At 30.8% G+C, this 24,820-nt stretch carries 17 protein-coding genes; 11 read left to right on the top strand and 6 right to left on the bottom strand.

All coding sequences use genetic code 11. The annotated features are described in order from the left end of the window. Nucleotides 1-429 precede the first annotated feature (429 nt). From ricT to P161_RS0104430, 10 genes are all read left to right on the top strand, one after another. Nucleotides 430-1,881, top strand: coding sequence for a regulatory iron-sulfur-containing complex subunit RicT (gene ricT, locus P161_RS0104480; protein ID WP_026775860.1), 1,452 nt, complete (start codon nucleotides 430-432; stop codon nucleotides 1,879-1,881). Continuing rightward, nucleotides 1,856-2,356 (top strand): gliding motility lipoprotein GldH, encoded by a 501-nt coding sequence (locus P161_RS0104475; protein ID WP_026775859.1) that lies wholly within the window; start codon nucleotides 1,856-1,858, stop codon nucleotides 2,354-2,356. The genes ricT and P161_RS0104475 overlap by 26 nt, the downstream gene beginning before the upstream one ends. Nucleotides 2,357-2,439: 83 nt before the next feature. Continuing rightward, nucleotides 2,440-4,707: a penicillin-binding protein 1A gene (locus P161_RS0104470; protein WP_026775858.1), complete on the top strand. Its 2,268-nt coding sequence runs from the start codon at nucleotides 2,440-2,442 to the stop codon at nucleotides 4,705-4,707. An 84-nt stretch (nucleotides 4,708-4,791) separates the two neighbouring features. Continuing rightward, the gene (locus tag P161_RS0104465; protein ID WP_026775857.1) at nucleotides 4,792-5,493 is read left to right on the top strand and encodes a CoA transferase subunit A; all 702 of its coding nucleotides are present in this window, start codon (nucleotides 4,792-4,794) and stop codon (nucleotides 5,491-5,493) included. Nucleotides 5,494-5,597: 104 nt separating this feature from the next. Next, the gene (locus P161_RS0104460; RefSeq protein WP_026775856.1) at nucleotides 5,598-6,257 is read left to right on the top strand and encodes a 3-oxoacid CoA-transferase subunit B; all 660 of its coding nucleotides are present in this window, start codon (nucleotides 5,598-5,600) and stop codon (nucleotides 6,255-6,257) included. 47 nt (nucleotides 6,258-6,304) lie between these two features. Continuing rightward, nucleotides 6,305-6,535, top strand: a complete 231-nt coding sequence (locus tag P161_RS0104455) for a hypothetical protein (RefSeq protein ID WP_026775855.1) — start codon at nucleotides 6,305-6,307, stop codon at nucleotides 6,533-6,535. A gap of 309 nt (nucleotides 6,536-6,844) precedes the next feature. Then, entirely contained in the window at nucleotides 6,845-7,606 is a 762-nt protein-coding gene (locus tag P161_RS0104445) for an exodeoxyribonuclease III (RefSeq protein WP_026775853.1), read from the top strand. Nucleotides 7,607-7,613: 7 nt separating this feature from the next. Continuing rightward, nucleotides 7,614-8,924 carry a lytic transglycosylase domain-containing protein gene (locus P161_RS0104440; protein WP_026775852.1) on the top strand — a complete coding sequence of 437 codons (1,311 nt, stop codon included), beginning with the start codon at nucleotides 7,614-7,616 and terminating at the stop codon, nucleotides 8,922-8,924. A gap of 248 nt (nucleotides 8,925-9,172) precedes the next feature. After that, on the top strand, nucleotides 9,173-10,156 hold the full coding sequence (locus tag P161_RS0104435; RefSeq protein ID WP_081816980.1) for a DUF4837 family protein: 984 nt from the start codon (nucleotides 9,173-9,175) through the stop codon (nucleotides 10,154-10,156). A gap of 103 nt (nucleotides 10,157-10,259) precedes the next feature. Then, complete coding sequence (locus P161_RS0104430) at nucleotides 10,260-10,712, top strand: hypothetical protein (protein ID WP_026775850.1); 453 nt, start codon at nucleotides 10,260-10,262, stop codon at nucleotides 10,710-10,712. A 33-nt stretch (nucleotides 10,713-10,745) separates the two neighbouring features. Here the strand turns inward: P161_RS0104430 and P161_RS18035 are convergent, their stop codons facing one another. Both P161_RS18035 and P161_RS0104420 read right to left on the bottom strand, forming a co-directional pair. Next, nucleotides 10,746-11,744: a PorP/SprF family type IX secretion system membrane protein gene (locus tag P161_RS18035; protein ID WP_081816979.1), complete on the bottom strand. Its 999-nt coding sequence runs from the start codon at nucleotides 11,742-11,744 to the stop codon at nucleotides 10,746-10,748. A gap of 1 nt (nucleotide 11,745) precedes the next feature. Beyond that, nucleotides 11,746-18,651, bottom strand: a complete 6,906-nt coding sequence (locus P161_RS0104420; protein ID WP_197026325.1) for a PKD domain-containing protein — start codon at nucleotides 18,649-18,651, stop codon at nucleotides 11,746-11,748. A 333-nt stretch (nucleotides 18,652-18,984) separates the two neighbouring features. On the opposite strand from P161_RS0104420, the gene P161_RS0104415 reads away from it, so the two are divergent. Beyond that, nucleotides 18,985-19,968 (top strand): type IX secretion system membrane protein PorP/SprF, encoded by a 984-nt coding sequence (locus P161_RS0104415; protein WP_026775848.1) that lies wholly within the window; start codon nucleotides 18,985-18,987, stop codon nucleotides 19,966-19,968. Here the strand turns inward: P161_RS0104415 and murI are convergent. From murI to bamA, 4 genes are all read right to left on the bottom strand, one after another. Then, nucleotides 19,965-20,759 (bottom strand): glutamate racemase, encoded by a 795-nt coding sequence (gene murI / locus P161_RS0104410; RefSeq protein WP_026775847.1) that lies wholly within the window; start codon nucleotides 20,757-20,759, stop codon nucleotides 19,965-19,967. The genes P161_RS0104415 and murI overlap by 4 nt on opposite strands. Nucleotides 20,760-20,825: 66 nt before the next feature. Then, the gene (locus P161_RS0104405; RefSeq protein ID WP_026775846.1) at nucleotides 20,826-21,332 is read right to left on the bottom strand and encodes an OmpH family outer membrane protein; all 507 of its coding nucleotides are present in this window, start codon (nucleotides 21,330-21,332) and stop codon (nucleotides 20,826-20,828) included. Between the two features lie 37 nt (nucleotides 21,333-21,369). Continuing rightward, nucleotides 21,370-22,227: an OmpH family outer membrane protein gene (locus P161_RS0104400; RefSeq protein WP_026775845.1), complete on the bottom strand. Its 858-nt coding sequence runs from the start codon at nucleotides 22,225-22,227 to the stop codon at nucleotides 21,370-21,372. A 65-nt stretch (nucleotides 22,228-22,292) separates the two neighbouring features. Continuing rightward, entirely contained in the window at nucleotides 22,293-24,818 is a 2,526-nt protein-coding gene (gene bamA, locus P161_RS0104395) for an outer membrane protein assembly factor BamA (protein ID WP_051605659.1), read from the bottom strand. Between the last annotated feature and the right edge of the window lie 2 nt (nucleotides 24,819-24,820).

Here is a 24,820-nt window from a genome sequence, read left to right as displayed (position 1 = left end):
TACTTTTTTTAAATCTGAGTATTTTTTAAATCATTCTTAAAAAATCGCAAGAAAAAATTAACAAAATAAAAATCGCCTAAAAAATGCTTTTTAGACGACCTCTTTTTTTGCTAAAAACTTAAATGTTTTACGAATTCTAATTCAATCCTATCAAATTCTAAAAACAAGAATCATGAAACAAGCTTTTAAACTAGATTTGAAGTATCAAAAAATGAAAAACTAGTTTCAGATTACTTTCTTTTACCTATTTTTTCATTCTTAAAGAATACGTATATTTACGAATTAGTGAAAATTAAGTTGTGATTTTGTATCAGCTTGATAATCAAATTATAAATCATACGTTTTTAAAATAGTTAGCAATTTTTTTGTAGCATCTACAATAATTACAAATTGTTATCAATTAAAAACGGATAAAAATATATACTTAAAATGGCATGTGGAAGTTGTGGTACAACAGAAAATGGCGTACCAAAAGGTTGTAAAAGTAATGGTAACTGTGGATCAGGAACCTGTGGAAGTGGAAGCGAAAAACTAGCTGTTTTCGATTGGCTTTCTAATATGAGTTTACCAAGTGGACAAGAGAGATTCAATATTTTTGAAGTACGTTTTAAAAACGGAAGAAAACATTTTTTTAAAAATGTAGATAATTTACCCTTAATAATGGGCGATATTATTGCTGTAGAAGGTTCTCCTGGGCATGATATTGGTACAATTTCTTTAGCAGGAGAATTGGTAAAAGTGCAAATGAAAAAACGCAAAATTACCGAAGATCATGAGGATGTAAAGAAAATTTACAGAAAAGCAAACCAAAGAGATATCGATATTTGGCAAGCTGCCAGAGCCAAAGAAGAAGAAACTCAGAGAAAAGGAAGAGAAATTTTAGGCAAATTAGGCTTGCAAATGAAACTCTCTGATGTGGAATATCAAGGAGATGGAAATAAAGCCACTTTTTATTACACAGCAGATTCTAGAGTAGATTTTAGACAGTTAATTAGAGATTTAGCAGGTGCTTTTTCAATTCGTGTAGAAATGAAACAAGTAGGTGCTAGGCAAGAAGCTGCAAGATTAGGTGGAGTTGGTTCTTGTGGAAGAGAATTGTGCTGTTCTACTTGGTTAACAGATTTTAGGAAAGTAAGCACATCTGCTGCTCGTTATCAACAATTATCTTTAAATCCGTTAAAGTTAGCAGGACAATGTGGCAAGCTTAAATGCTGCTTAAATTTTGAATTAGATACCTATTTAGATGCTTTAAAAGCGTTTCCAAAACAAGATGTTGTTTTAAAAACAGAAAAAGGAGATGCCGTTTTTGTAAAGATGGATATTTTTAAAAAGCATCTTTGGTACACGTATAAAGAAGAGCGTTTTAAGTGGTTTCAATTAACGTTAGATCAAGTTCAAGAAATAATCGAATTAAATAAAAATAACGAGAAATCTATTCCGTTAGAAGAATATGAATCTGAAATAGAAATTCCCCAAAAGGTAGATTTTGAAGATGCAGTTGGGCAAGATAGTTTAACACGTTTTGATACACCCAAAAATAGTAAAAGAAGAAATAATAGGAATAAAAGAAATAAAAAAACGGCTGTAGCTACTGCTAACTCTTCAAAAGAAAATACACAAAGCCAACCACAAAAAAGAAGACCGAAAAGGAATCCGAATCAGAAACCAAAAGCAGAAGGTAATGTAAATAAGCCAAAAGCAAATAATAAACCAAAAAGAAAACCGAGACCAAAAACTGATAGGAAACCAAATAAACCAAAAAATTCAAATGAACCAAATCAGCCAAAAGCTGAAGGCTCAAAACCAAATAAACCCAGAAGAAATAATAAAAACAGAAATAATAACAAGCCTAAAAATGGAGAAAGCCCTCAAGAAAAATAAGCATTTATTTTTTTTAATTGCAGTGCTGTTTTTTGTGTCTTGTAATGATAAAATCACTTTTACAGCATACGAATCAATACCAAATGGAAATTGGGAAGCGCATCAAAATGTTTCTTTTGAGTTTGATATAAAAGATACTATTTCACCAAAAAATCTGTTTATCAATATTAGAAATAATAAAGAATACGCATACAGTAATTTATATGTAATTACATCCTTAAATTTCCCTAATGGAGATAAAATTATAGATACGCTGCAATATGAAATGGCAGATAATGCTGGTAATTATCTAGGAAAAGGTTTTACAGACATCAAAGAGAATAAGTTATTTTATAAAGAAGAAAAGGTTTTTCCAAAATCAGGAAAGTATATTTTTAACATACAACATGCAATGCGTAAAAATGGCGAAGTAAAAGCAATGCCAATTTTAGAAGGAGTGCAAGATGTTGGTTTTAGTATCGAAAAAGTAGAGTAATTTTCCTTTTACTGATGCATTATCAACATATATAAAGGAAATCAAATTAAAAAATCTCAATACTGTTGAGAAGAAATTTTATTATGGAAACAAAAGCAACAACAAGTTTTAAGAAATATATCATTTGGTTCTGGGCAATCGTTTTAGGAGGATTGTTATTTTTTGTAGGATTATTTTTTGCGGGTTCAGTAGGTGGTTTAGGAGCTTTACCAACTTTTGAAGAATTAGAAAATCCACAGACCAATTTAGCTACCGAAGTTATTTCTGCAGATGGTGTTACTATTGGTAAATATGCAACAGAAAATAGAACTCCAATTAAATTTAGTGAGTTGCCAGACAATTTGGTAAGTGCATTGGTAGCAACAGAAGACGAGCGTTTTTACGAACATTCTGGCATCGATTATAGAGGAACAGCTAGAGCTGTTATTAAACCTGGAAGTGGAGGTGCAAGTACAATAACTCAACAGTTAGCTAAAATGTTATTTACAGGAGAACGTTCTACTAATAAACTGGAAAGAGTTCTGCAAAAGGTAAAAGAATGGGTAGTAGCCACTAAATTAGAAAAGCAATATACAAAGCAAGAAATTATTGCCATGTATTTAAATAAATACGATTTTTTGAATCAAGCAGTGGGTATTCGTTCTGCAGCAAGAATTTATTTTGGGAAAGAACCTAAAGAATTAGAAATTCAAGAATCTGCAATGTTGGTTGGGATGTTAAAAAACTCTTCTTATTTTAATCCTTTAAGAAGAGAAGAATTGGTAAAACAAAGAAGAAATGTTGTTTTACTACAAATGACAAAAAACAACTACATTACTGAAAGTGAAAAAATTAATTTACAACAATTACCTTTAGATCTTAATTATACACCAGAAAGTCATGATGAAGGGTATGCTACGTATTTTAGAACACACTTGCAAAAAGTAATGCGTAAATGGGTGCAAAATAATCCAAAACCAAATGGTGAAGAGTACAATATATTTAGTGATGGTTTAAAAATATATGTAACAATAGATTCTAGAATGCAAAAATATGCAGAGGAAGCTGTTTCAGAACACATGGCAAACTTACAATCTTACTTTTTTAAAGAGCAAGAAAATAATAGAACTGCTCCTTTTTATGATATTGATAAAGAACTTACAGAAGGTATTTTAGACAGAGCAAAAAAGAATTCAGAGCGCTATAAACGTTTAAAAATTGCAGGTAAATCTTCCAAAGAAATAGATAAAATTTTTAAGACGAAAACTAAAATGAAAGTCTTTTCTTGGAAAGGAGATAAAGACACTATTATGTCTCCAAACGATTCTATTAAATATTATAAACATTTTTTACGTTCAGGATTGTTATCCATAGAACCACAAACAGGCCATATAAAAGCTTGGGTAGGTGGTATTAATAACAAACATTTTAAATATGATGCTGTTGCACAACAAAAAAGACAAGTAGGTTCTACTTTTAAACCCTTTGTGTATGCAACTGCCATTAATCAGTTAAGACGTTCGCCTTGTGATATGTTACCAAACACACCGTATACAATTCCAGTTGGCAAATATGGCATTCCAGAACCTTGGACTCCAGAAAATTCAAATCAAGAATATGGAGGAATGTTAACCTTAAAAGATGGTTTAGCTGGTTCTGTAAATACAATGTCTGCTAGATTAATTGATGAAGTTGGTCCAGAAAATGTGGTTCGTTTGGCAAAAGCAGCAGGAATTGAAACCGAGATTCAAGCAAACCCATCCATAGCACTTGGTGCAGTAGATTTATCTTTGTATGAAATGGTAAGTGCTTACAGTACGTTTGCTAATAAAGGTTTGCGCGTAAAACCAATGATTATAACAAGAATTGAAGATAAAAACGGAACTGTTTTAAAAGATTTTGTACCAAAAACACAAGAAGTTTTAAGTGAAGAATCTGCCTATGTGATTTTAAATTTATTAGAAGGTGTTACAAAATCGGGTTCAGGAATTCGTTTGCGTTCAAATTGGACATCGGGTGGAGGAGCTGTAACAGGTTTCCCTTATAAGTTTGAAAATGCCATTGCTGGTAAAACAGGAACAACACAAAACCAATCTGATGGTTGGTTTATGGGGATTGTACCCAATTTAGCAACAGGAGTTTGGACTGGTGGAGAAGACAGAGCAACACATTTTGCAGGAATTGCAAAGGGACAAGGAGCAACTATGGCTTTACCAACTTGGGCATTATTTATGCAAAAATGTTATGAAGATAAATCTTTAAATATTAGTAAAGAAGATTTTGAAAAACCAGAAAATTTATCAATCAACATAAATTGTGATGAAAAACCAGAGGATACAAATATTGGAACCTCTTTAGACACCGATTTTTAATAAAATAAATGTTTAATCACTTCCTATAATTAATTTTATGGGTTATTTCAGATTAAATCTATTTACAAATAAAATATAATTCTAATGATAAATAAAAAAGTAAACAACGTTCAAGATGCTTTAAAAGGAGTTCAAAATGGGATGACTTTTATGCTAGGTGGTTTTGGTTTGTGTGGTATTCCTGAAAATGCAATTTCAGAACTGGTAAAATTAGATGTTAGAGATGTTACTTGTATATCTAACAATGCTGGTGTAGATGATTTTGGTTTAGGGTTGTTATTACAAAACAAGCAAATCAAAAAAATGATTTCTTCTTATGTTGGTGAAAACGATGAGTTTGAACGCCAAATGTTATCAGGAGAATTAGAAGTAGAATTAACGCCACAAGGAACTTTGGCAGAAAAATGTAGAGCTGCACAAGCTGGTTTTCCTGCTTTTTATACACCTGCAGGTTTTGGAACTGAAGTAGCAGAAGGTAAAGAAACAAGAGATTTTGATGGAAAAATGTATGTTTTAGAACCTGCTTTTAAAGCTGATTTTGCCTTTGTAAAAGCTTGGAAAGGTGATGCTGCAGGAAATTTAATTTTTAAAGGGACTTCAAGAAACTTTAATCCAAATATGTGTGGTGCTGCAACAATTACGGTAGTTGAAGTAGAAGAATTGGTAGAAGTTGGTGAGTTAGATCCTAATCATATTCATATTCCAGGAATTTTTGTGCAAAGAATTTTTCAAGGAAAGAATTATGAAAAGAGAATTGAACAGAGAACTGTAAGAGCGAAAAAATAATTTGAAATTATTTGAATTACCAAATTAACCAATTTTCAAATCAATTAATTTTACAATATTAGCATTATCAAATTTTAAAATTACTAAATCATCAAATTAATATTATGGCTTTAGATAAAAACGGAATCGCAAAAAGAATTGCACAAGAAGTTCAAAATGGATTTTATGTAAATCTAGGAATAGGTATTCCAACTTTGGTGGCAAATTATGTAAGAGATGACATAGAAGTTGAGTTTCAATCTGAAAATGGCGTTTTAGGAATGGGCCCTTTTCCTTTTGATGGCGAAGAAGATGCAGATATTATAAATGCTGGTAAACAGACTATTACAACAATGCCTGGAGCAAGCTTTTTTGATTCTTCTATGAGTTTTGCCATGATTCGTGGTAAACACGTTCACTTAACTATTTTAGGAGCTATGGAAGTTTCTCAAAATGGCGATATTGCCAACTGGAAAATTCCAGGTAAAATGGTAAAAGGAATGGGTGGAGCAATGGATTTAGTAGCATCTGCAGAAAATATAATTGTGGCTATGATGCACACTAATAAAAGAGGCGAATCTAAAATTTTAAAACAATGTTCTTTGCCTTTAACAGGAGTAGGTTGTGTTACAAAAGTAGTTACCAATTTAGCAGTTTTAGAGGTAAAAGATAACGCGTTTCATTTGTTAGAAAGAGCACCAGGAGTTTCTGTTGAGGAAATTCAAAATGCTACTGAAGGAACTTTGATCGTAAATGGAGAAATTCCTGAAATGATCCTATCCTAAATCCTTTCCAAAGGAAAGGACTTTTCTTACTCAAAATTTAAAAAAAAATGAAACTATTTAAAAAAACATATTGGTTAATTACTCCTTTATTAGTTGTTGTTTTTTTGCTGATAATTGAAAAAGGCTTTAAAGTTGAGAATATGGTAATTAGCACAACTATTGCTGTTACTTTAGCGTTTGTTTTATCACCAAAAGTTAAAATAGTTGAAAAACAACATGGAGAAGAAGAACAAATTAAATGGTTATTTTTTAAAAAGGTAATCGATAAAAAAGTATAGAATTTAAGCATGCAATACTTAGCAAACAAACCTTATCTGGTTATTTTTATATTAACTATTTTTTTTATTTTCATTTTTGATTTTTTTCTAAGTGTAGATCATATACTTTTTAGAACAAGTATTTCTTCTTTTTTGGCAATTATTTTATCCCCAAGAAAAAAGAAATTAATAACAGAAACAGGAGAAAAAACACAAATTACTTGGGTGTTTTTGAAGAAACCAATAATTTTAGAGTAATTTCTTGAAAGTAAAAAACAAAAATAATTAACACAAGAGTATTTTTCCCTTTGGGGAATTTAAAAGGGGCCAATGAAAATAATATCATACAATGTAAACGGAATTAGAGCTGCTTTAAAAAAGGGCTTTTTAGATTGGTTGCAAGCTGCAAATCCAGATGTAATTTGCATTCAAGAAACCAAAGCACACAAAGAGCAATTAGATTTATCAGAATTCGAAAACGCTGGTTATCCTTATCACTATTGGTTTTCGGCACAGAAAAAAGGCTATTCTTCAGTAGCTATTTTTTGTAAAGAAAAACCAAATCATATAGAATATGGAACAGGAATTGAATCGATGGATTTTGAAGGTAGAAATTTACGAGTAGATTTTGATGAAGTTTCTGTAATGAGTTTATACCTTCCTTCTGGCACAAATGCTGCAAGATTGGGGTATAAATTCAATTATATGGATGAATTTCAAGAGTACATCAATACTTTAAAACAAGAAATTCCGAATTTGGTTATTTGTGGCGATTACAATATTTGTCATGAAGAAATTGATATTCATAACCCAAAAATGAAAGGTGTTTCTGGGTTTTTACCAGAAGAAAGAACCTGGATTGGCGATTTTATCAATAACGGATTTATAGACAGTTTTCGATATCTAAATCAAGAGGTGCAACAATTTTCTTGGTGGAGTTACAGAGCAAATGCAAGGGCCAATAACAAAGGCTGGCGATTGGATTATGCGATGGTTTCATCACCTTTAAAAGAAAAAATTTCAAGAGCTTATATTTTATCAGAAGCAAAACATTCAGATCATTGTCCAATTGCATTAGAATTAGATTTTTAGCATTTTTATGAAACAAATTTTAAGTGTTTTAGTAGTTAGTATTTCATTATTTAGTTATGCTCAAAAAGATAGTGTACCAATTAAAAAAAAGGATGCTGAAGTTATTGCAACAGATTCTATTATAAAATCGCCAAAGGATTTATTTTTTTCGGATGATGATTTAAGAGTGATTGATAGTTTGTTGGTAGATCAAAAATTCAATTCGGCATTATTAGATACGTTAGAATATGTAATTAACGATAAAGATATTGCAGGTAATTTTAAACAAGCAGTAACATCTGATTTATTAAAAATAAGATTAGCAGCTTTAAATGAAAAAACACCTTTTAATTTAGCCTATAACCCAGCTTTAGAGAAAGTAATAAATAGTTATTTATTGTATCGATCAAAATATTATCCTGCTTTAATGGCAAAAGCAAAATACTATTTTCCGATGTTTGAGCAGTATTTAGATCAATATGATATTCCTTTGGAAATGAAATATTTAGCCATTGTGGAATCGGCTTTAAAACCTAGAGCAAAATCTTGGGTTGGTGCAGCTGGTTTGTGGCAATTTATGTATGGAACAGGAAAACAGTTCGATTTAAAAGTAAGTTCTTATGTAGATGAAAGACATGATCCTGTAAAAGCAACCATTGCAGCTTGTAAATATTTAAGCCAATTATTTACCATTTTTGGTGATTGGGATTTGGCTTTGGCAGCTTATAATTCTGGACCAGGAAACGTTTCAAAAGCCATAAAACGTTCAGGAGGTTTTACCAATTATTGGAATATAAGACCTTATTTACCTACAGAAACAGCTGGTTATGTGCCTGCTTTTTATGCAACAATGTATATTTTTGAATATGCAAATGAGCACAATATTTATTCAGACCTCCCTAAAATGTTCGATTTTCAAACAGATACAATTCGTGTAAAAAGAACTATTACCTTCGATCAAATTTCAGAAACTATTGGCGTAGATCAAGAGGTTTTAACGGATTTAAATCCAGCTTATAAATTAGATATTATTCCTTTTATAAAAGAAAGAAATTATGCTTTAAGATTGCCAAGTAATAAAATTACAGAATTTTTAGACAAAGAAGCTGAATTATATGCTTTAGCTGATGCAGATGATGCCAAAAGAGAAAAACCGCTACCTAAATATTTTGAAATGGATAAACGAATTCGTTACAAAGTTAAAGGTGGTGATTATCTTGGTAAAATTGCTGATAAATTTGGAGTGAGAGTTAGCGATATTAAACGTTGGAATGGCTTGAAAACAAGTAATTTGAAAATAGGGCAAAGACTGTACATTTACCCAAAAAGATTGCAATAAATGTTTTTCTAAATCAATATTGATTAAATTTAGATTTTTAAATTGATATCTTGAGTTTATATTTTTAATAAAATCTGTTTAAATCCTAACTTTTTAAGTTGATGAAGATCTCTATTTTTCATCAAAATATACTCAAATAAAAAATTTTTAAAGATTTGATGTTTTTTAAGTAGAAATTTAAAAAAATGGAATAATATTTGGTGTGTTAAAAGTAGATAACCTAACTTATAATAATGAAAACTAAACTCATGAAAAAATTACTTTCAATACTAACGATTGCATTTTTATTAGCCTCTTGTGTAGGAAATGATAAAAAGATTTTAAGAACGTCTATTGGTAAAATCAATAAAGTAATGGTCGTTGTAAAAATGAGCGATTGGACAGGAGATATTGGCCAAGAAATTAGAAATTCTTTTGGGGAATTAATGGTAGGATTGCCTCAGCCAGAAACAATTTTATCGGTTTCGCAAGTGGCTCCAAATGGCTTTAGTTCTATGATGAAAGGAAGTAGAAATATTTTAATTATTACTGAAGGAGAACAAGAAAACTTTTCGGTTAGAAAAAATATTTATGCCAAACCACAAACAGTTGTGTATGTGCAAGCCAAAGATGATGCAGGTATTATAAAGATTCTTCAAGAACGCAAACAAGAAATTAGAAGAATCTTTTTAGATTCAGATATTACTTTTACTCAAAATATTTTTAAAGATCAAATAGATAAAAACGCAAACTACAAAACGTTAGAAAATTTAGGACTTTCACTTTTAATTCCAGATAAATTTAAAACAGTTGATGATACAGGAGAATTTTTATGGTTACGTAATCATTTAACGAGTGGCATAGCTAAATCTGGTAGTAATAATATTTTAGTATATTCTGTTCCTTTGGTAGATGAAAGTCAAGTTTCAGACAGCATTGTTGCTGTTAGAAATAGTATTGGTAAAAAATATATTCCTGGTTCTGACCCAGAAACCATGCACATGATTACTGAAGAAGCGTATACTCCTTTTACTTTTGATGCCATTATTGATGGTAAAAAAGCCTATGAAACCAGAGGAAAATGGGAAGTTAAAAACGATTTTATGGCGGGTCCTTTTTTAAACTACACAGTTATCGACAAAAAAAATAACAGATTGGTAATCGTAGAAGGTTTTACGTATGCACCTTCTGTAAATAAAAGAGCTTTTCTTTTTGAGTTAGAAGCTATTGCAAAAACTTTGAAGATTGAGTAGATTTTTTTATTTAGAGGTAATTGAAAAACTTGAATCTTTTTAGTAAAAGAAGATTAAATTATAGATTTAATTTTTGAAGCTTTCATTTTAATTTAATAATACTATGAATGGAAAGAAAGTATTAGATTCTGTAATTGGTAAAACATTAGAAAATGGTAAGATACAGTCATTTATTCTAAATGGAGAGTTGGTTGAAATGATTAATGTTAGTTATCTTAAATTTGAAGAATGGATTAGTATTATCTCAAATGATGAAATAACAACAATTCAAATAATAGAAAACTATTCTGAATTAAAGAATTCTTATAAAGATAAAGAATTCAATTATCACTTAAAACAGACTTCGTTTTATTTTCCTGAATTTGAAAAGTATATAGGAAAAAAAGTAATAAAATGGAAAGAATTAGTTTGGATTAAAAATATTGATTTTAGTTTTGGAGTTAATTTATATTTCGAGAATAATTTAAATTTGATTATTCATAATAATCAGATTCCTGAAGCAAAAAATGAATACATTTTCGAAAATAAACTACCAGCAGATTTGATTGAAAAATAAAAAAAAATAATTTAATAAAATTAAATCATCAATCTAAAAATAAGAAACACATTTATATCTATTTAAAGCTCTAATATTTAGGCTAAAATCGTAGGCTACTGAGAATTCGTGAATTCCTCCTGTATTAATGAGTTCTGTTGTGTTAAAATCGTAAGAATACCCAAATCTAAAACCTTGCCATCTAATTCCTGCAAATGTGCTTACAGAGTTTATGAGTGGACTATTATCATCGGTTTTTATGGGTGATGTAGCAGCAGTAATTCCCAAGGAAAATTGATCTTCAAAAATGTATTGAAAGCCAATATCAAATCTGTTTACATCTCCTTGCATCATAAAATTACCCAGTACATAAAACTTGCTTTTACTAGCAAACCAAGTTCTTGTTCCCTCTAAAAAAGGAAGGTAATATTTAGTGTGTACAGACCAGAAAATATCCAAAGGAATATTGCCATTTTCGGTTAAAGAAATATTGGGTTTGTTTAAATGTTTTACGGTTAACCCAATCCAGGAATCATCATTATTAAAAAGAATAGAAGAACTAAAATCGAAAAAATTTCTTTGAGTAGCTAATAAAAGAGGATCTAAAGAACTTGTATTGATGATGTTATTGTTTAGGTTTATTTGATCTTCTAATAAAATATTTTGGAATCCGTAATTCTTCATTCCAAAACCAGCAGAAATACTAGGTCTAAAAAACCAAGTATCACTCAGCTGAAAAGCCATAGCATAATTTAAGTTTATTTGATTAAAACTGTAACTAGATGCAGTTTCTGTTTGGTTTAAAAAAGAAACACCTAAGCCTGTTTTAAAACCTTCAAACCAAGTATCAAAATACATAAAACTAGAATTTGTTTTAAAAGCTGCATTTCTCCATTGAGATCTGTGTATGGAACCAATTTTTGTTGCTCTTATTGCTCCTGTAAAAGAAGTGTTTATAGTTTCTGGTACTAAAAAGTTTTGCGAAAAAAGGACATCTTGTGCTTGCGTTTGCAACCCCAAAAAAACGAGAAATGTAAGGAGGATTTTCTTCATCTTATTTTAAAAGTGTTACAGGTGAACTTATTATAACTTCTTTTCCAAAAAAGGTGATGCCTTTTACAAGCATTACATAGTTGCCATTTTCAGCAGGTTTTTCGCCTGCAAAACCATTCCAACCTTTTAAATCTAAACCTTCTTCAGTATAAATTGTGGTTCCCCAAGTATCGTAAATAACCATATTTAAAGCTGTAAAACCTCTGTGAGAAGGTCTTATGGTTTCATTGTAGCCATCTCCATTAGGTGTAAATGCAGTTGGATTTACCAATTTATACCCTTCTGTAATCTCTACAATTCGTGTAAAAGTTTCTACACAACCAGCAGTAAATACGGCTGTTAAAGCAACTGTAAAAGTACCAACTTCATCATACGTATGCACAGGGTTTTCTTCGTTGCTTGTTGGGCTTCCATCACCAAAATCCCATTTTAAATTGGTGTAATCTCCAGTGGTAAGATTGGTAAATTGTATAGGATCTTCTATGGATAAAAAATCGTAGGTTGAAAGAGCAAAAGCACTATAATTAAAATCTGTATCTCCAAGAGTTGTTACATCAATTGAAAAAGATTCAGTTCTTGTACAGCCTTTATCATCTGTTATTGTTAAAGAGTACGCACCAATTTGGTCAGTAATCATAATACTATTATCGGTTGCAGAAACATTTCCTGCAGACCAAGTGTAGGTATATGGCAAATAACCACCAGTTACATTAGCTTTGGTTTGTTTGTTAACGGTTTTTAAATCGCAATCTGTAAGTGTAGTTTCTGTAAAAGTAATGTTTAAAGGTTCTTGTCTAAATATAGTAAATTGTTTATCTAAACTACAGCCATTTGCATCAGTAATCGTTACAGCATAATCTCCTTGTGGAATGTTATTTAAATCTTCGGTTGTTGCATTTGTGTTCCATAAAAAGGTATAGGGAGCAGTTCCTCCAGAAACCTCTAAATTGATACTGCCACTATTGGCAATGTCACAATCTTCGGCATTTATAACAGTTGTAGAAACTGCAATTGCTGGTGGATTTGTAATGATAAAAGTTTCCTCAATAGGACATTGATTTGTGTCACTATCTAAAATTGTAACTGTATATGTACCAGCTGCCAAATTATTTCTTTGCACTCCTGCATTTGCATCATCACTCCAAGTTACTAAAATAGGTGCAACTCCACCAATTAAATTTAAATCTATGGAAGCATCACTTTCGCCATTACAAGAAATTGGTTTTACAACAGGATCTATAAAAAATATAGGTTGTTCAATTGTAATAGTTGTTTGTTTTACACAGTTATTAGCATCTGTAATGGTTGCTGTGTAGGTATCTGCTGTTAAGTTAGATTGTGATAATCCGTTTCCAAAATTGCTCCAAGAAATTTGATAAGGTTCTTTACCACCTGTTACAGTTAAGTCGATTGAACCATCTGCTTTTCCATAACACGTAACATCAATTTTGGCAACATCAATTTTAATTTCTGTTGCTTGATTAACCACAACATCTGTGCTTGTTGTACATCCTAAATTATCTGTAACGTTTACTGTGTATGTTCCTGAAATTAAATTACTAATGTTTTTTGAAGCACTTACAAAGCCATTTGGTCCTGACCAACTGTATAAATAATCGAAAACGCCAGGAGAAATTTCAACAGGTGTTCCTCCAGAAACATTTATTTCAATTTCACCAGCAGCATCACCAAAACATAAAATTTCTTGGGTAGGATTTGCGTTTACCATCAATCCATCTGGTTGGGTAAGCACAAAATTAGTTGCAATTTTACAGTTATTTTGGTCTACTACTTCCAAAGCATAACTTCCTGCTGTTAATGTATTTTGATTCTTTTGGTTTGGTACAATTCCACTTCCATTAGTAGTTGTCCAATTGTAAATATAAGGAGCAGTTCCGCCAGAAATGGTTACTTCTAAAGTTCCATCATTTCCTTGAAAACAAGAAATATTTCTTTCTGTATTTTTTACAATTGATAAAAGATTAGGCTGAGTCACAACAAATTCTTCAATTTTAATAAAACCTGTGGAATCCTCAATTCTTAAAGTATAGGTGCCAATGACTAAATTTGTAATGGTTGTTTCTGTGGATGTAAATCCATTGGGTCCACTCCAAGAAATTAAATACGGATTGCCAGTTGTAAAGGGAATTCCTCCATCAATATTGGTAGCAATACTTCCATCATTAGCTTCAAAACAACTAATATTTGTAACCACAGCATTTGAGTTGATGCTTGGGTTTACAGTAACCTCTACCACAAAAGTTTCTCCAATACATTTTGACGTTGCTGGCGTAATTACATAGGTTACAACTATTGGAGTTGTGCCAGTATTTGTTAAAGTTTGGCTTATTACATCTTGTAAATTTGCTGCTGATGCTCCAAGTATTGAACCTGAAGGACTAAAAGTAGGAGCTGACCACGAATATTTTGTATCAGCAGGAACTACATTTCCTACAACAGTAGTTGGATCAAAAACAAAAGTAGCTTCACTATAAATTGTAATGGCTGCATCACTAATTACAGGAATTTCATTAACAGAAACACTTGCTGTGTTTGATATAATTTTTGAACATCCACCAGAAGAAAAAGAAATTTCTGCATAATAAAAAGTTTCTCCAAGAACATTTGTTGGTGGAGTGTAAGAAGCTGTTGTTGCTCCCACAATTGGATTTCCACCAGAATTTGCATCAACATTATTCGAAAACCATTGATAAGTTGGAGTACCTGTTCCATTTTGATAAGCAACTTGTAGCGTTGTTGCAGGTTCATTTAAACAAATTTCGTAGGAAGTTGGTTGTGTTGTAAAACTTGGTGCTTCATTTATTTTTAATGATGAAATATCACTTGTAACACTACAACCAGATTCTGTTTGAGAAACAATTGCATAATAATAAAAAGTACCAACAGTTGATGTTTCTGGAGTATACATAGCAGCATTTGCAGCATTTATTAAAGTTCCACCAGTTGTAGCATTTGTAGTATTGATAAACCATTGATACGTTTTAGCAGAAGTTGTTCCTCCAGATACTGTAACAGATAAATCATCAGGAGTTGCATTTTTACATAATTCTTGTGCTACAATTGGTTGACTGTCAATAATGGGGTCAGGAATTACATTTATTTCAAAAACATCACTAAGTGCAGACGAACATCCATTTCCATCCAAAGAAATTTCTGCATAAAAGTAAAAAGTACCTGCTGTTGTAAAAGCATTTGGCGTAAATGTGTTGTTAGTTGCACTAGCAATTGCTGTTCCTCCAGTATTTGAATTTGTAGTATTCGAAAACCACTTGTAAGTAGCATTTCCTGTTCCACCAGAAAATGAAACTTCTAATTCATTTGCTGTTCCATCTATACAAATAGTTTGTGCAGGTGTTATTGGATTTACTGTTATTTGAGGTTGCACGTTTACACTTGCTGTTTCAGAGATAATAAGTGAACAACCACCAGTAGCAAAAGAAATTTCTACATAATAAAAAGTTTCCCCAACAGTAGAAGTTGGTGGAGTGTAAGAGGCTGTTGTTTCTCCTGTAATTTCTGTTCCACCAGAATTTGCATTAGTTGTATTCGAAAACCATTTGTAATTTGGAGTTCCTGTTCCATTTTGATATTCAACTATTAAAGGTGTTGCAGTTCCATCTAAACAAATTTCAGAAGAAATGGGTTGTGTTGTAATATTTGGAGCGTCATTAATGATCAACTCAGAAATATTACTTGTTACTGCACAACCAGATTCAGGTTGATAAACCACTACATAATAATAAAAAGTGCCAACATTTGTAGTTACTGGAGTATACGTATTAGCATTTGCGCCGTTAATTGCAGTGCCACCATTTGTAGAATTTGTACTATTGATAAACCATTGATAGGTTTTAGCAGAAGCTGAACCACCAGAAGCTGAAACAGATAAATCAGTAGGAATTACACTTTGACACAATTCTTGAGAAACAATTGGTTGACTATCAATAATAGGGTCAGGAAGTACAATTATTTCAAAAACATCACTCAAAGCAGAGGTACAACCATTTCCATCCAAAGAAATTTCTGCATAATAATAAAAAGTTCCAGCAGTTGTAAATTCGTTTGGAGTAAATGTATTATTTGTAGCATCAGCAATTGCTGTTCCACCCGTATTTGAATTGGTAGTATTCGAAAACCATTGGTAAGAAGCATTTCCTGTTCCACCAGAAAAAGAGACTTCTAATTCATTGGCAGTTCCATCTACACAAATAGTTTGTGGAGCAGCAACATTATCTACGGTTATTTGAGGTTGAACGTCTACGCTTGCTGTGTTAGATACTATAAATGAGCATCCACCAGTAGCAAAAGAAATCTCAACATAATAAAACGTTTCTCCTAAACTCGTTGTTGGAGCATCGTAAGAAGCTGTTGTTTCTCCTGTAATTTCTGTTCCTCCAGAATTTGCATTAACAGTATTTGAATACCATTGATAACTTGGAGTTCCTGTTCCTTTAATATATTCCACTTCTAAAAAAGTTTCATTTCCACCTAAGCAAACAACAGAAGAAATTGGTTGTTTAGAAATTTCTGGAGAAGGATTTACAGTTATTACAAATTCAAGTGGATCACTTTCACAAACTCCAGATGTTGCAGTTGCAGTATAAATTATTTGTTCAGGTGTATTTCCGCTATTAACTAATGTTTGAGCAGGAATTATATTTGAATTTCCATTGGCTATAAAACCAGTAATATTTGCGCTAGCATTTGCAACCCAAGCATAACTTGCAGTTGCGTTATTAGAAGTTATTATAATTTCTGATGTAGTTTGATTAGAACAAATTTCTTGTGTTACCTCAGTATTCGTAAGAATTGGTTTTTCGAAAATTTCAAAGGTTTGTGTTGCTGTGTTAGATACGCCACATTCGCTTGTAACCTCTAAAGTAACTTCATATGTTCCAGGATTTGTGTACAAAATATCTCCAGGATTTAAAGAAGTTGAATTTGCAGGAGTTCCCCCAACAAAAGTCCAATTGTAAGTAATATTACTTGTATCAGCAGTGCAATTTTCTACGTTTGCAGTAGGATTTATAGTTGTTGGTCCACAAAAATCATCAATAGGATTTATGGTTACAGTTGGTGGTTTTTTAACATCGATAATTTTAGAAACTGTTTGCTCTCCACAACTTGTGGTTGTTGTTTTTAAGAGTTCGTATTTTCCAGGATTTGTAAAAATAAATTCTGGGTTTTCTGAGTTTTCATTAGTTCCGTTTGTAAACGTAAAACCTTCTGCTGTTCCACAATTATCTGCTGCATACGTAACTGCCCAAAGATAAGTTGGTGTGCTACATAACTGACTTTCGTCTGTGGTGTTTGTGGTAGTTATATTTAAAGGAATACAGCCCTCATCTGTATTTACAGAAAATGTTGGTGTAATTTCTGGATCGATACAAATTTCTTTGGTAAAAACATCTGTGCCACATTTACTTATTATTGATAAAGAAACAGTATATTTTCCTGGACTAGTATAAATATGAGATTGGCTAGTTGCTTCATCTGTACTAATATCGTCTATAATTGTTCCATCACCAAAATCCCATTTAAAATTTGCAGCTTTGGTACAATCTACATTATCACCAATAATAGATGTGTTTGTAAAAAGGATACTCTCATTAATACAATTTATATCCTCTGTTTGAAAAGAGGCTATTGATGGTTCTAAAACTGTGATGTTATTAATTGTTGATACTGTAGTAGAACACGCATTTTGTATGGATAAAGTAGCAATAAATTCTCCATTTATTTCATTACAGCTTCCTTTTAAATAATTATGCGTAATTCTATTGTTATTTTGAATATCTGCTTGTGTATACGTTTCTAAAGGAGAACCATCACCAAAATTTAAAGTATAATTGGTGTCAGGTGAATTTTGTTCCCAATTTGTTATTGGAAAAGTCAATTCAGATTCTCCTAAACATAAATTACTTGTATTTCCTGGACTTGCAATACCACCTGCAGGATTACTAACATTTTTAATTTGATAAGAAACTTCATTGATACATCCATTAGTTCCAGTAGCTTTAATTTTCATATTAAAAACACCAATACTCGTGTAATTATAAGAAATAGGAAAAGTTGCATTATTTTCTACATTTCCATCTCCCCAATCAATAAAAAACGAATCAATACAAGTAGAGTTAGAATTATTAGCAACATCAATTGTAAAATCTGGATTTGAAGCAGATGCATTTCCACAGTTACTAAAACCATTAAAATTGGCATCTATAAATTCAATATCTGGTTTTTGCTTTATAGTAACTCTTTGAATTCTTGTAGTAGAGCAACCATTTGCATCAGTAACTACTAATTTTACATCATAATTATTGGTATCACAACCTAAAATACCCTCAAAAACATGTGTTGGGTTTTTTAATGTTGATATAGTTCCGTCTGCAAAATCCCAACTGTAAGTAAAAGGAGCAGCACCAGTTTCAGTTGCATTAAATTGAACAGTTTCTCCAGCACAAGCGCTATCATTAAAAGTAAAATCTGCTGTTGGTAATGGATTTATTGTAATTATTATTTCTTGATTTAAATTTGTTTGAGCACCAGTTGCATCAACAACTTTAGTTAATTTAAATGTATAATTTCCAACAGCTGGGTTTGAATATTGTAGTGTTGCTATATCTCCATTTGTTGATTGTATGGTTGTTGCTGAACCATCATTTATTTGATAGGTAAAAGTATATGGAGCACTACCTCCAGAGGCTGTGAAAATAATATCTTTTTCCACATCTGCACAACCATTATTTGTAGTTGAACTTATAGTTGCAGTTGGCGCTAAAAAAATATCTAAAAAAGAAAAATTAATTTTAGTAGCATAAAGGTTAAAAAGAAAACTAAAAACAAGAAAAACACTAATAAAAGCTATTTTATTTCTAAATTTCATTTTGGTGGGGGAGGTTAAAAGTTTCATGTTGCTATTTATAATAGTTTCATCAGATAAAAAGTAAGCTTTTATGAATTACAATCATTTTATTTTTGTTTAAAAACTTTATTCTTTTAAGATTATGCAATATAATCAAATAAAGTAAAAGTAATCTTTATCGATTAATATATAAATGATTTTCCGTTTTATGTGATTTTTCTAAAAATTGAAAATTAAAATATTACATACCAAAACAGTAAATTAATCGTTTTTTATTGTGTTAAAACTTTCAGTTAAAAAGAAATTATTCTTTTTAAATCAATATATTTGAAATCTAAAATTAATTTATTTTTAATGAAGTTATTGTACTCTAGGATTTCTTTACTTTTTCTATTTCTTTTTTCATTAAAAGGTATTTCTCAAGAAACATTACCAATTTATCAAGATTATCTTTCTGACAATGTTTATTTAGTACATCCTTCTGCAGCAGGTATTGGTAACTCTAGTAAACTGCGTTTTACAGCAAGACAACAATGGGCAGGAATTCCGAATGCACCAGCTTTACAAACGTTAAGTTTTCATTCAAAATTTAACGAATATTCTAATGCAGGTTTTGGATTTGTGTTGTTTAATGATAAAAACGGATTTCATTCACAAAAAGGAATTCAAGGTAGTTATGCGTATCATTTACAAATGAGTGATGGTAGAGTTTTTAACCAACTTTCATTTGGTTTGGCATTTACGTTTGTTCAAAATCAATCGGATCAAAGAACTTTTACTGGAGATGCTGCTGTTGCATCTATAGTAGAAAGTACCAGCTATTATAATGCAGATTTTAGTATGGCTTATCATTTAGGTGGTTTTTCATCGTATTTTACCGTTAAAAATTTATTACTTACAGCAAAAAATAATTTAAATGTTCAAGAACCTTTAGATTTAAGAAACTATATATTTTCTGCAGGTTACTATTTTGGGGAAGATTTACCAATTCAATTTGAACCCTCTTTAATGCTACAATTTAGAGAAGGAACAGGACAAAGAATTGCAGATTTTAACATAAAAGCTTACAAAAATTTATCTAAATCTCAACTATGGGCAGCTTTGTCTTACAGAAGAGGTTTTGATGCAAATGCAATTGAAAACGCACAATTTATATCGCCAATTATTGGTTTAAATTACCAAAACTTATTGTTTTCTTACACGTATACAAATCAAATGAATGAAACCGTTTTAACAACAACTGGTTTTCATCAAGTAACTGTTGGAATCAATTTATTTACTAAAGAGCCTAGAGCTGCTGCTTGTCCTAATATTAATGCTGCTTTTGGAGGTTTTTAAAACTCTTTTTCATCAATACTTATAAAATCACTTTTTTCTGAAATCATCATGGCTAAAACATCTTTATTTTTATTGATGTAAAATTGATGTTTGCCCTTTTTAGTATCAGTTTTTAAGAGTAAATTTTTTTCTAAAACTACTTTTGTTTGTTTAGCAACTGCTTGACCAGAATCTATAATTTCTATCTTATTACCAACAAGTTCTCTTATTTGTGGAATTAAATAGGGATAATGTGTGCACCCTAAAACCAAACAATCTACACCTTCGTTTAACAAAGGATTGATATATAAGGAAAGCAAGCTTTTCATTTTGTCAGAATTTATTTGACCCTCTTCTATGAGTTCAACCAAGCCAGTTCCAATAGTTTCTTTGACAATTATTTGTTTGTTGATTGTACTAGAAGTCTTTTCAAATAACGCACTATTTAAAGTTCCTTTAGTGGCTAAAATACCAATTTTATTGGTTTTAGTTTTTAAGGAAGCTGGTTTTATAGCAGGTTCAATGCCTATAAAAGGAACGTTATATTTTTCTCTTAAATATTGAATAGCATTTGTGGTTGCAGTATTACAAGCCACAACAATAAGTTTGCAATTTTGGGCTAATAAAAATTCTGTATTTTTTACAGATAAATCAATAATTTCTTGTTTGCTTTTTTCTCCATAAGGCGCATTTTTACTATCAGAAAGATATATGGTATGCTCATTTGGTAAAAGTGTTGTAATTTCTTTCCAAATAGAAGTACCACCAATACCAGAATCAAAAATACCAATAGGAAAATTAGTTGATTTCATATACTTGTAAAAATAAAAAAACCTACTTAAAAAAGTAGGTTTTAAAATACATTTTAAATGTTTTTTTTAGAATCCTAATTTAGCTTTTACAGCTGCAAAAAGGTTTTCTCCTTTGCTTACTAATAAACCTTTACCCATAGAAGAATCTAATACATATAAGATACCTTTAGAAGTAGCAACTTCATCAATTGCTTTTTGAGCAGTTTCTATAATAGGCTCTAAACCTTCTGCTTGCTTCTTTTGCATGTCTTGATACGCAGTTTGTCTTAACTGCTCATATCTTGCATTTTCTTGTTGCACTTCTTGTGCTCTAATTTCGTTAATTTCTTTTGTTTGAGCATTTTGTTCAGCTTGGTATTTTTTCATTTTGGCATCTAATTTTTTTGCCATCCCTTCAACTTCCTCTTGGTAAGTTTTACCTAACTTTTCAATATCTTGCTTTAATTTTTTTGTTTGCGGCATTTCAGCTACTAGCTTTTCAAAGTCTATATGACCCATCTTTTGTGCATTTGCAACACCACCTAAACCTAAAGTAAATACAGCAATTAATAGTAACGTTTTAAAATTTTTCATTCTTGTTTTAATTTAATTATTATTCTTGACTTTTATATTAATTATCTTCTTCTTGTTTTTTTTCTTTCTTCTTTTGCTCTTCTTCTTTCTTTTTCTGTGCAGCTGCTCTTTTTTCTCTTAGAATTTTTCTTTGTTCTTCTCGTTGTTTTAAGCGAGCTTTCTTTTTATCTTCTAATTCCTTTTTTTTAGCTTCTTGCGCTGCAACCTTCTTTTTAACAGCTTCTATTTGTCTGTTTTTGCTTTCTTCTATCTGGGCTTCTTTATCAGCTGTTTTTTTGGCTATTAATTCTTTTTGTTCTTCAGATAGTTCTTTTGTTGATGCACTATTATTTTGTTTTCTTCTTTCTTCTTGTGCTTCCTTCTTTTCTCCTATTAACCTTGTTCTGTCTATGGTCGATAAAACAAGGTCGCTAATATCGTATTTTTTATTTGAATAAAGCATGACTAAATCACTTGATTTTTCAAAAACAAAATCATATTTTTTTCTAGCGGCAATACTTTGAATTGCATTATAAACTTGGTCTTGTATTGGTTTTACCAATTGTTTTCTAACCAAAAATAAATCTCCATCAGGTCCAAAATACAAAGATTCTAATCTTCTTAATTCCTCTTGTTTAATTGTAATTTCTTCTTCTTTTTCTTCAATTAAATCTTTTGTTAAAATTGCTTTTTCATTTGCTAAATCAGATTTTAATACTTCAATAAACCGTGCTTGTTCATCTAAATTTTTTCTCCATTTAGCAACTTTAGCGTCTAAGGTATTTTGTGCTTGTATATATTCAGGAACATTTTCTAGAATATACTCCATATCTATATAAGCAATAATTTGACCTCTTTGCGACCAAGAAGTTGAAACCGTAAATAAAAGAACTATGAATAAAAATAAATTTTTCATTTGTATAATGTATTTAGAAAAAACCGTGCCAAAAAAACTTTCGACATTACAAATGTACAGTTTTTCTAGAATTGTCTTCCGATAATAAAATGTGTTTGCCAGCCAGACTTTTCTGTAAAACCAGGTAAAGGATCAAAACCGTGAGCAAAATCAATCCCTAATAAACCAAAAGCAGGCATAAATATTCTAACACCAACTCCAGCTGAACGTTTTAATTCAAACGGATTAAATGTCTCAAAATTGTCATAAGAATTACCAGCTTCTAAAAAACCTAATGTATAAATCGATGCAGAAGGAGCATCTGTAATAGAATATCTAAGTTCTAATTGAAATTTATTATAGATAGAACCACCTTCTAAAGGCGATAATCTGTTGTTTTCATATCCTCTTAAACCAATAACTTCTCTACCATCTAATTGAAAAACGGCAATTCCATCTCCACCAACAAAGTATCTTTCAAATGGTGATAAACCAACAGCATCATTATAAAAACCTAAATATCCCATTTCAGCATTTGTCATTAATACCAATTTATCTGTAAATGCTGTGTACCATTTTCCTTTAGCACTTAATTTATAATATTCTAACCATTTATATTTATCAGCAATTGCAGCACTTGTTTCGGCTTCTGATAATCCATCTGGAATAGTATAATCTTTATTATTTACTAAAGAATAAGGAAACGTTGCTTTAACTCCGATAGAAAATTCCGATCCATATGTTGGGAAAATTAAACTTGGTCCTGCAGAGTTTCTTGAAAGAGTTGCATTATATGATAGGTTATTTAAAGTACCATTACTTAAAATATTTCCACCAACATTAAAACCATAATTATTTAGTTTAAAACTTTGGTAACTTACTGTTTGAGATAATTGGAAAAAATCGTCTGGCCATTGTAAACGTTTTCCTAAACCAATAGATGCTCCAACAATTCCTAAACTTCTACTTCTATCAACATCAAAAGTTTGTGGGTTAAGTTGATATTGATTTGATGAATAGATAGAAAATGATAACGATTGTGGTGTTTTGCCTCCTAACCAAGGTTCTGTAAAAGAAAAACTATAGGTACTAAATGTTCTACTTGTTTGCAAACGAAGTGCTAGGTTTTGACCATCTCCCATTGGTAATGGAGCATATGCTTCTTTGTTAAAAAGATTTCTTATAGAAAAGTTGTTAAAAGACAACCCTAAAGTACCAATAAAGGCACCTCCACCATAACCACCTTGTAATTCTATTTGGCTACCACCTTTTTCGATTACTGTAAAATCGATGTCTGCTGTTTTGTTTTGATAATCAGGAATAACATCTGGAGATACATTTGGGTCAAAGAATCCTAATTGACCAATTTCTCTAATAGATCTAATAATATTACTTCTACTAAATAAATCTCCTGGTTTTACACGTAATTCTCTAAAAATAACATGGTCATTTGTTTTATCGTTTCCAGAAACAGTTACTTTTCTAATTCTAGCTTTTTCATCTTCTCTAATTCTAATTTCTACTGTAATTGAATCATTTTCTACTTTTGTTTCTACAGCATTTACTTGCGAGAATAAAAATCCACTATCTTGATACATAGTTGATAAATCTTCTGAAGTTGGTGAACCATCGCCTTTTACACGTTCTTTTAAAACTTCTCCATTATAAACATCACCTTTATCAATTCTTAAAATGCTGCTTAATTGTTCATCAGTATATTCTTTATTACCAACAAATAATATTTCAGAGAACCTATATTGTTTACCTTCTTCTAAATCGATGTTTATATTGATGGTGTTATCATCATTCCAAGAAATACCTTCGCTTAAAATTCGTGCATCTCTATAACCCTCTCTACTGTATTCTTTGATAATATTTTCTAAATCTTCTTGATAGTCTTCTTCTATATATTTTGATGCTTTCCAAAAACGACCAAGCATTTTCTCTTTGGTGTTTTTCATTGCTTTTCTAAGCCTTTTGTTTGTAAAGGCTTTGTTACCGTTAAAAAAAATGTATTTAATTTTTATCTTGGATCCTTTATCAATAAAAACTTTCATATTCACAGTGTTAATATCAGATGTATCTTTTTGAATATCTAAATTAACTTTTGTTTTTAAGAAACCTTTGTCTGTATATTTTTTAGTAAAATAATTTTTAGTAGTTACTTTTAAGTTATCAGTAACCATGGCACCAACTTTTAAATCTGCCTCTTTTAAAAGATCTTTTGCTTTCGATTTTCTGATTCCAACAATATCAATAGTGTTTAATTGTGGTAGTTCTTGCACATCAAACTGAAGATATACAGTATTGCCATCTAACCTTGCTAAATATACATCTACATTGCTAAACTGCTTGCTTTCGTATAATTTTTTAATGGCACTTGTTAGTTTATCACCTGGTAGTTTAATGACTTGTCCATTTCTTAAACCTGTAAATACTTTTACGGTTTCTTCACTAAATTTTTTTAAACCAGTTACAGAAATTCCTCCTAAAATGTATTCTTTATCTTTTTGAAAAGAAGCTGTAGAAAGAGAATCTTTTTCAGTTTGTGCATGGGCACTATAAGTAAAAAATAGTGCAAAAAGCACTAATGTTGCAGAAAATAATTTCATGT

Source organism: Polaribacter sp. Hel_I_88 (genome assembly GCF_000687935.1).
Taxonomy (GTDB): Bacteria; Bacteroidota; Bacteroidia; order Flavobacteriales; family Flavobacteriaceae; genus Polaribacter.
Note: the sequence above shows the minus strand (reverse complement) of the source record. Positions and strands in the feature narration are given on the sequence as shown.

Bases quoted from the DNA above. Each gene is read 5' to 3' on its own strand.
- ricT (WP_026775860.1), top strand. From the start codon at position 430: ATGGCATGTGGAAGTTGTGGTACAACAGAAAATGGCGTACCAAAAGGT.
- P161_RS0104470 (WP_026775858.1), top strand. From the start codon at position 2,440: ATGGAAACAAAAGCAACAACAAGTTTTAAGAAATATATCATTTGGTTC.
- P161_RS18035 (WP_081816979.1), bottom strand. From the start codon at position 11,744: ATGAAGAAAATCCTCCTTACATTTCTCGTTTTTTTGGGGTTGCAAACG.
- murI (WP_026775847.1), bottom strand. From the start codon at position 20,759: ATGAAATCAACTAATTTTCCTATTGGTATTTTTGATTCTGGTATTGGT.
- P161_RS0104400 (WP_026775845.1), bottom strand. From the start codon at position 22,227: ATGAAAAATTTATTTTTATTCATAGTTCTTTTATTTACGGTTTCAACT.
- P161_RS0104415 (WP_026775848.1), top strand. From the start codon at position 18,985: ATGAAGTTATTGTACTCTAGGATTTCTTTACTTTTTCTATTTCTTTTT.
- P161_RS0104420 (WP_197026325.1), bottom strand. From the start codon at position 18,651: ATGAAATTTAGAAATAAAATAGCTTTTATTAGTGTTTTTCTTGTTTTT.
- bamA (WP_051605659.1), bottom strand. From the start codon at position 24,818: ATGAAATTATTTTCTGCAACATTAGTGCTTTTTGCACTATTTTTTACT.
- P161_RS0104455 (WP_026775855.1), top strand. From the start codon at position 6,305: ATGAAACTATTTAAAAAAACATATTGGTTAATTACTCCTTTATTAGTT.
- P161_RS0104405 (WP_026775846.1), bottom strand. From the start codon at position 21,332: ATGAAAAATTTTAAAACGTTACTATTAATTGCTGTATTTACTTTAGGT.
- P161_RS0104435 (WP_081816980.1), top strand. From the start codon at position 9,173: ATGAAAAAATTACTTTCAATACTAACGATTGCATTTTTATTAGCCTCT.
- P161_RS0104440 (WP_026775852.1), top strand. From the start codon at position 7,614: ATGAAACAAATTTTAAGTGTTTTAGTAGTTAGTATTTCATTATTTAGT.
- P161_RS0104465 (WP_026775857.1), top strand. From the start codon at position 4,792: ATGATAAATAAAAAAGTAAACAACGTTCAAGATGCTTTAAAAGGAGTT.
- P161_RS0104445 (WP_026775853.1), top strand. From the start codon at position 6,845: ATGAAAATAATATCATACAATGTAAACGGAATTAGAGCTGCTTTAAAA.
- P161_RS0104460 (WP_026775856.1), top strand. From the start codon at position 5,598: ATGGCTTTAGATAAAAACGGAATCGCAAAAAGAATTGCACAAGAAGTT.
- P161_RS0104430 (WP_026775850.1), top strand. From the start codon at position 10,260: ATGAATGGAAAGAAAGTATTAGATTCTGTAATTGGTAAAACATTAGAA.
- P161_RS0104475 (WP_026775859.1), top strand. From the start codon at position 1,856: ATGGAGAAAGCCCTCAAGAAAAATAAGCATTTATTTTTTTTAATTGCA.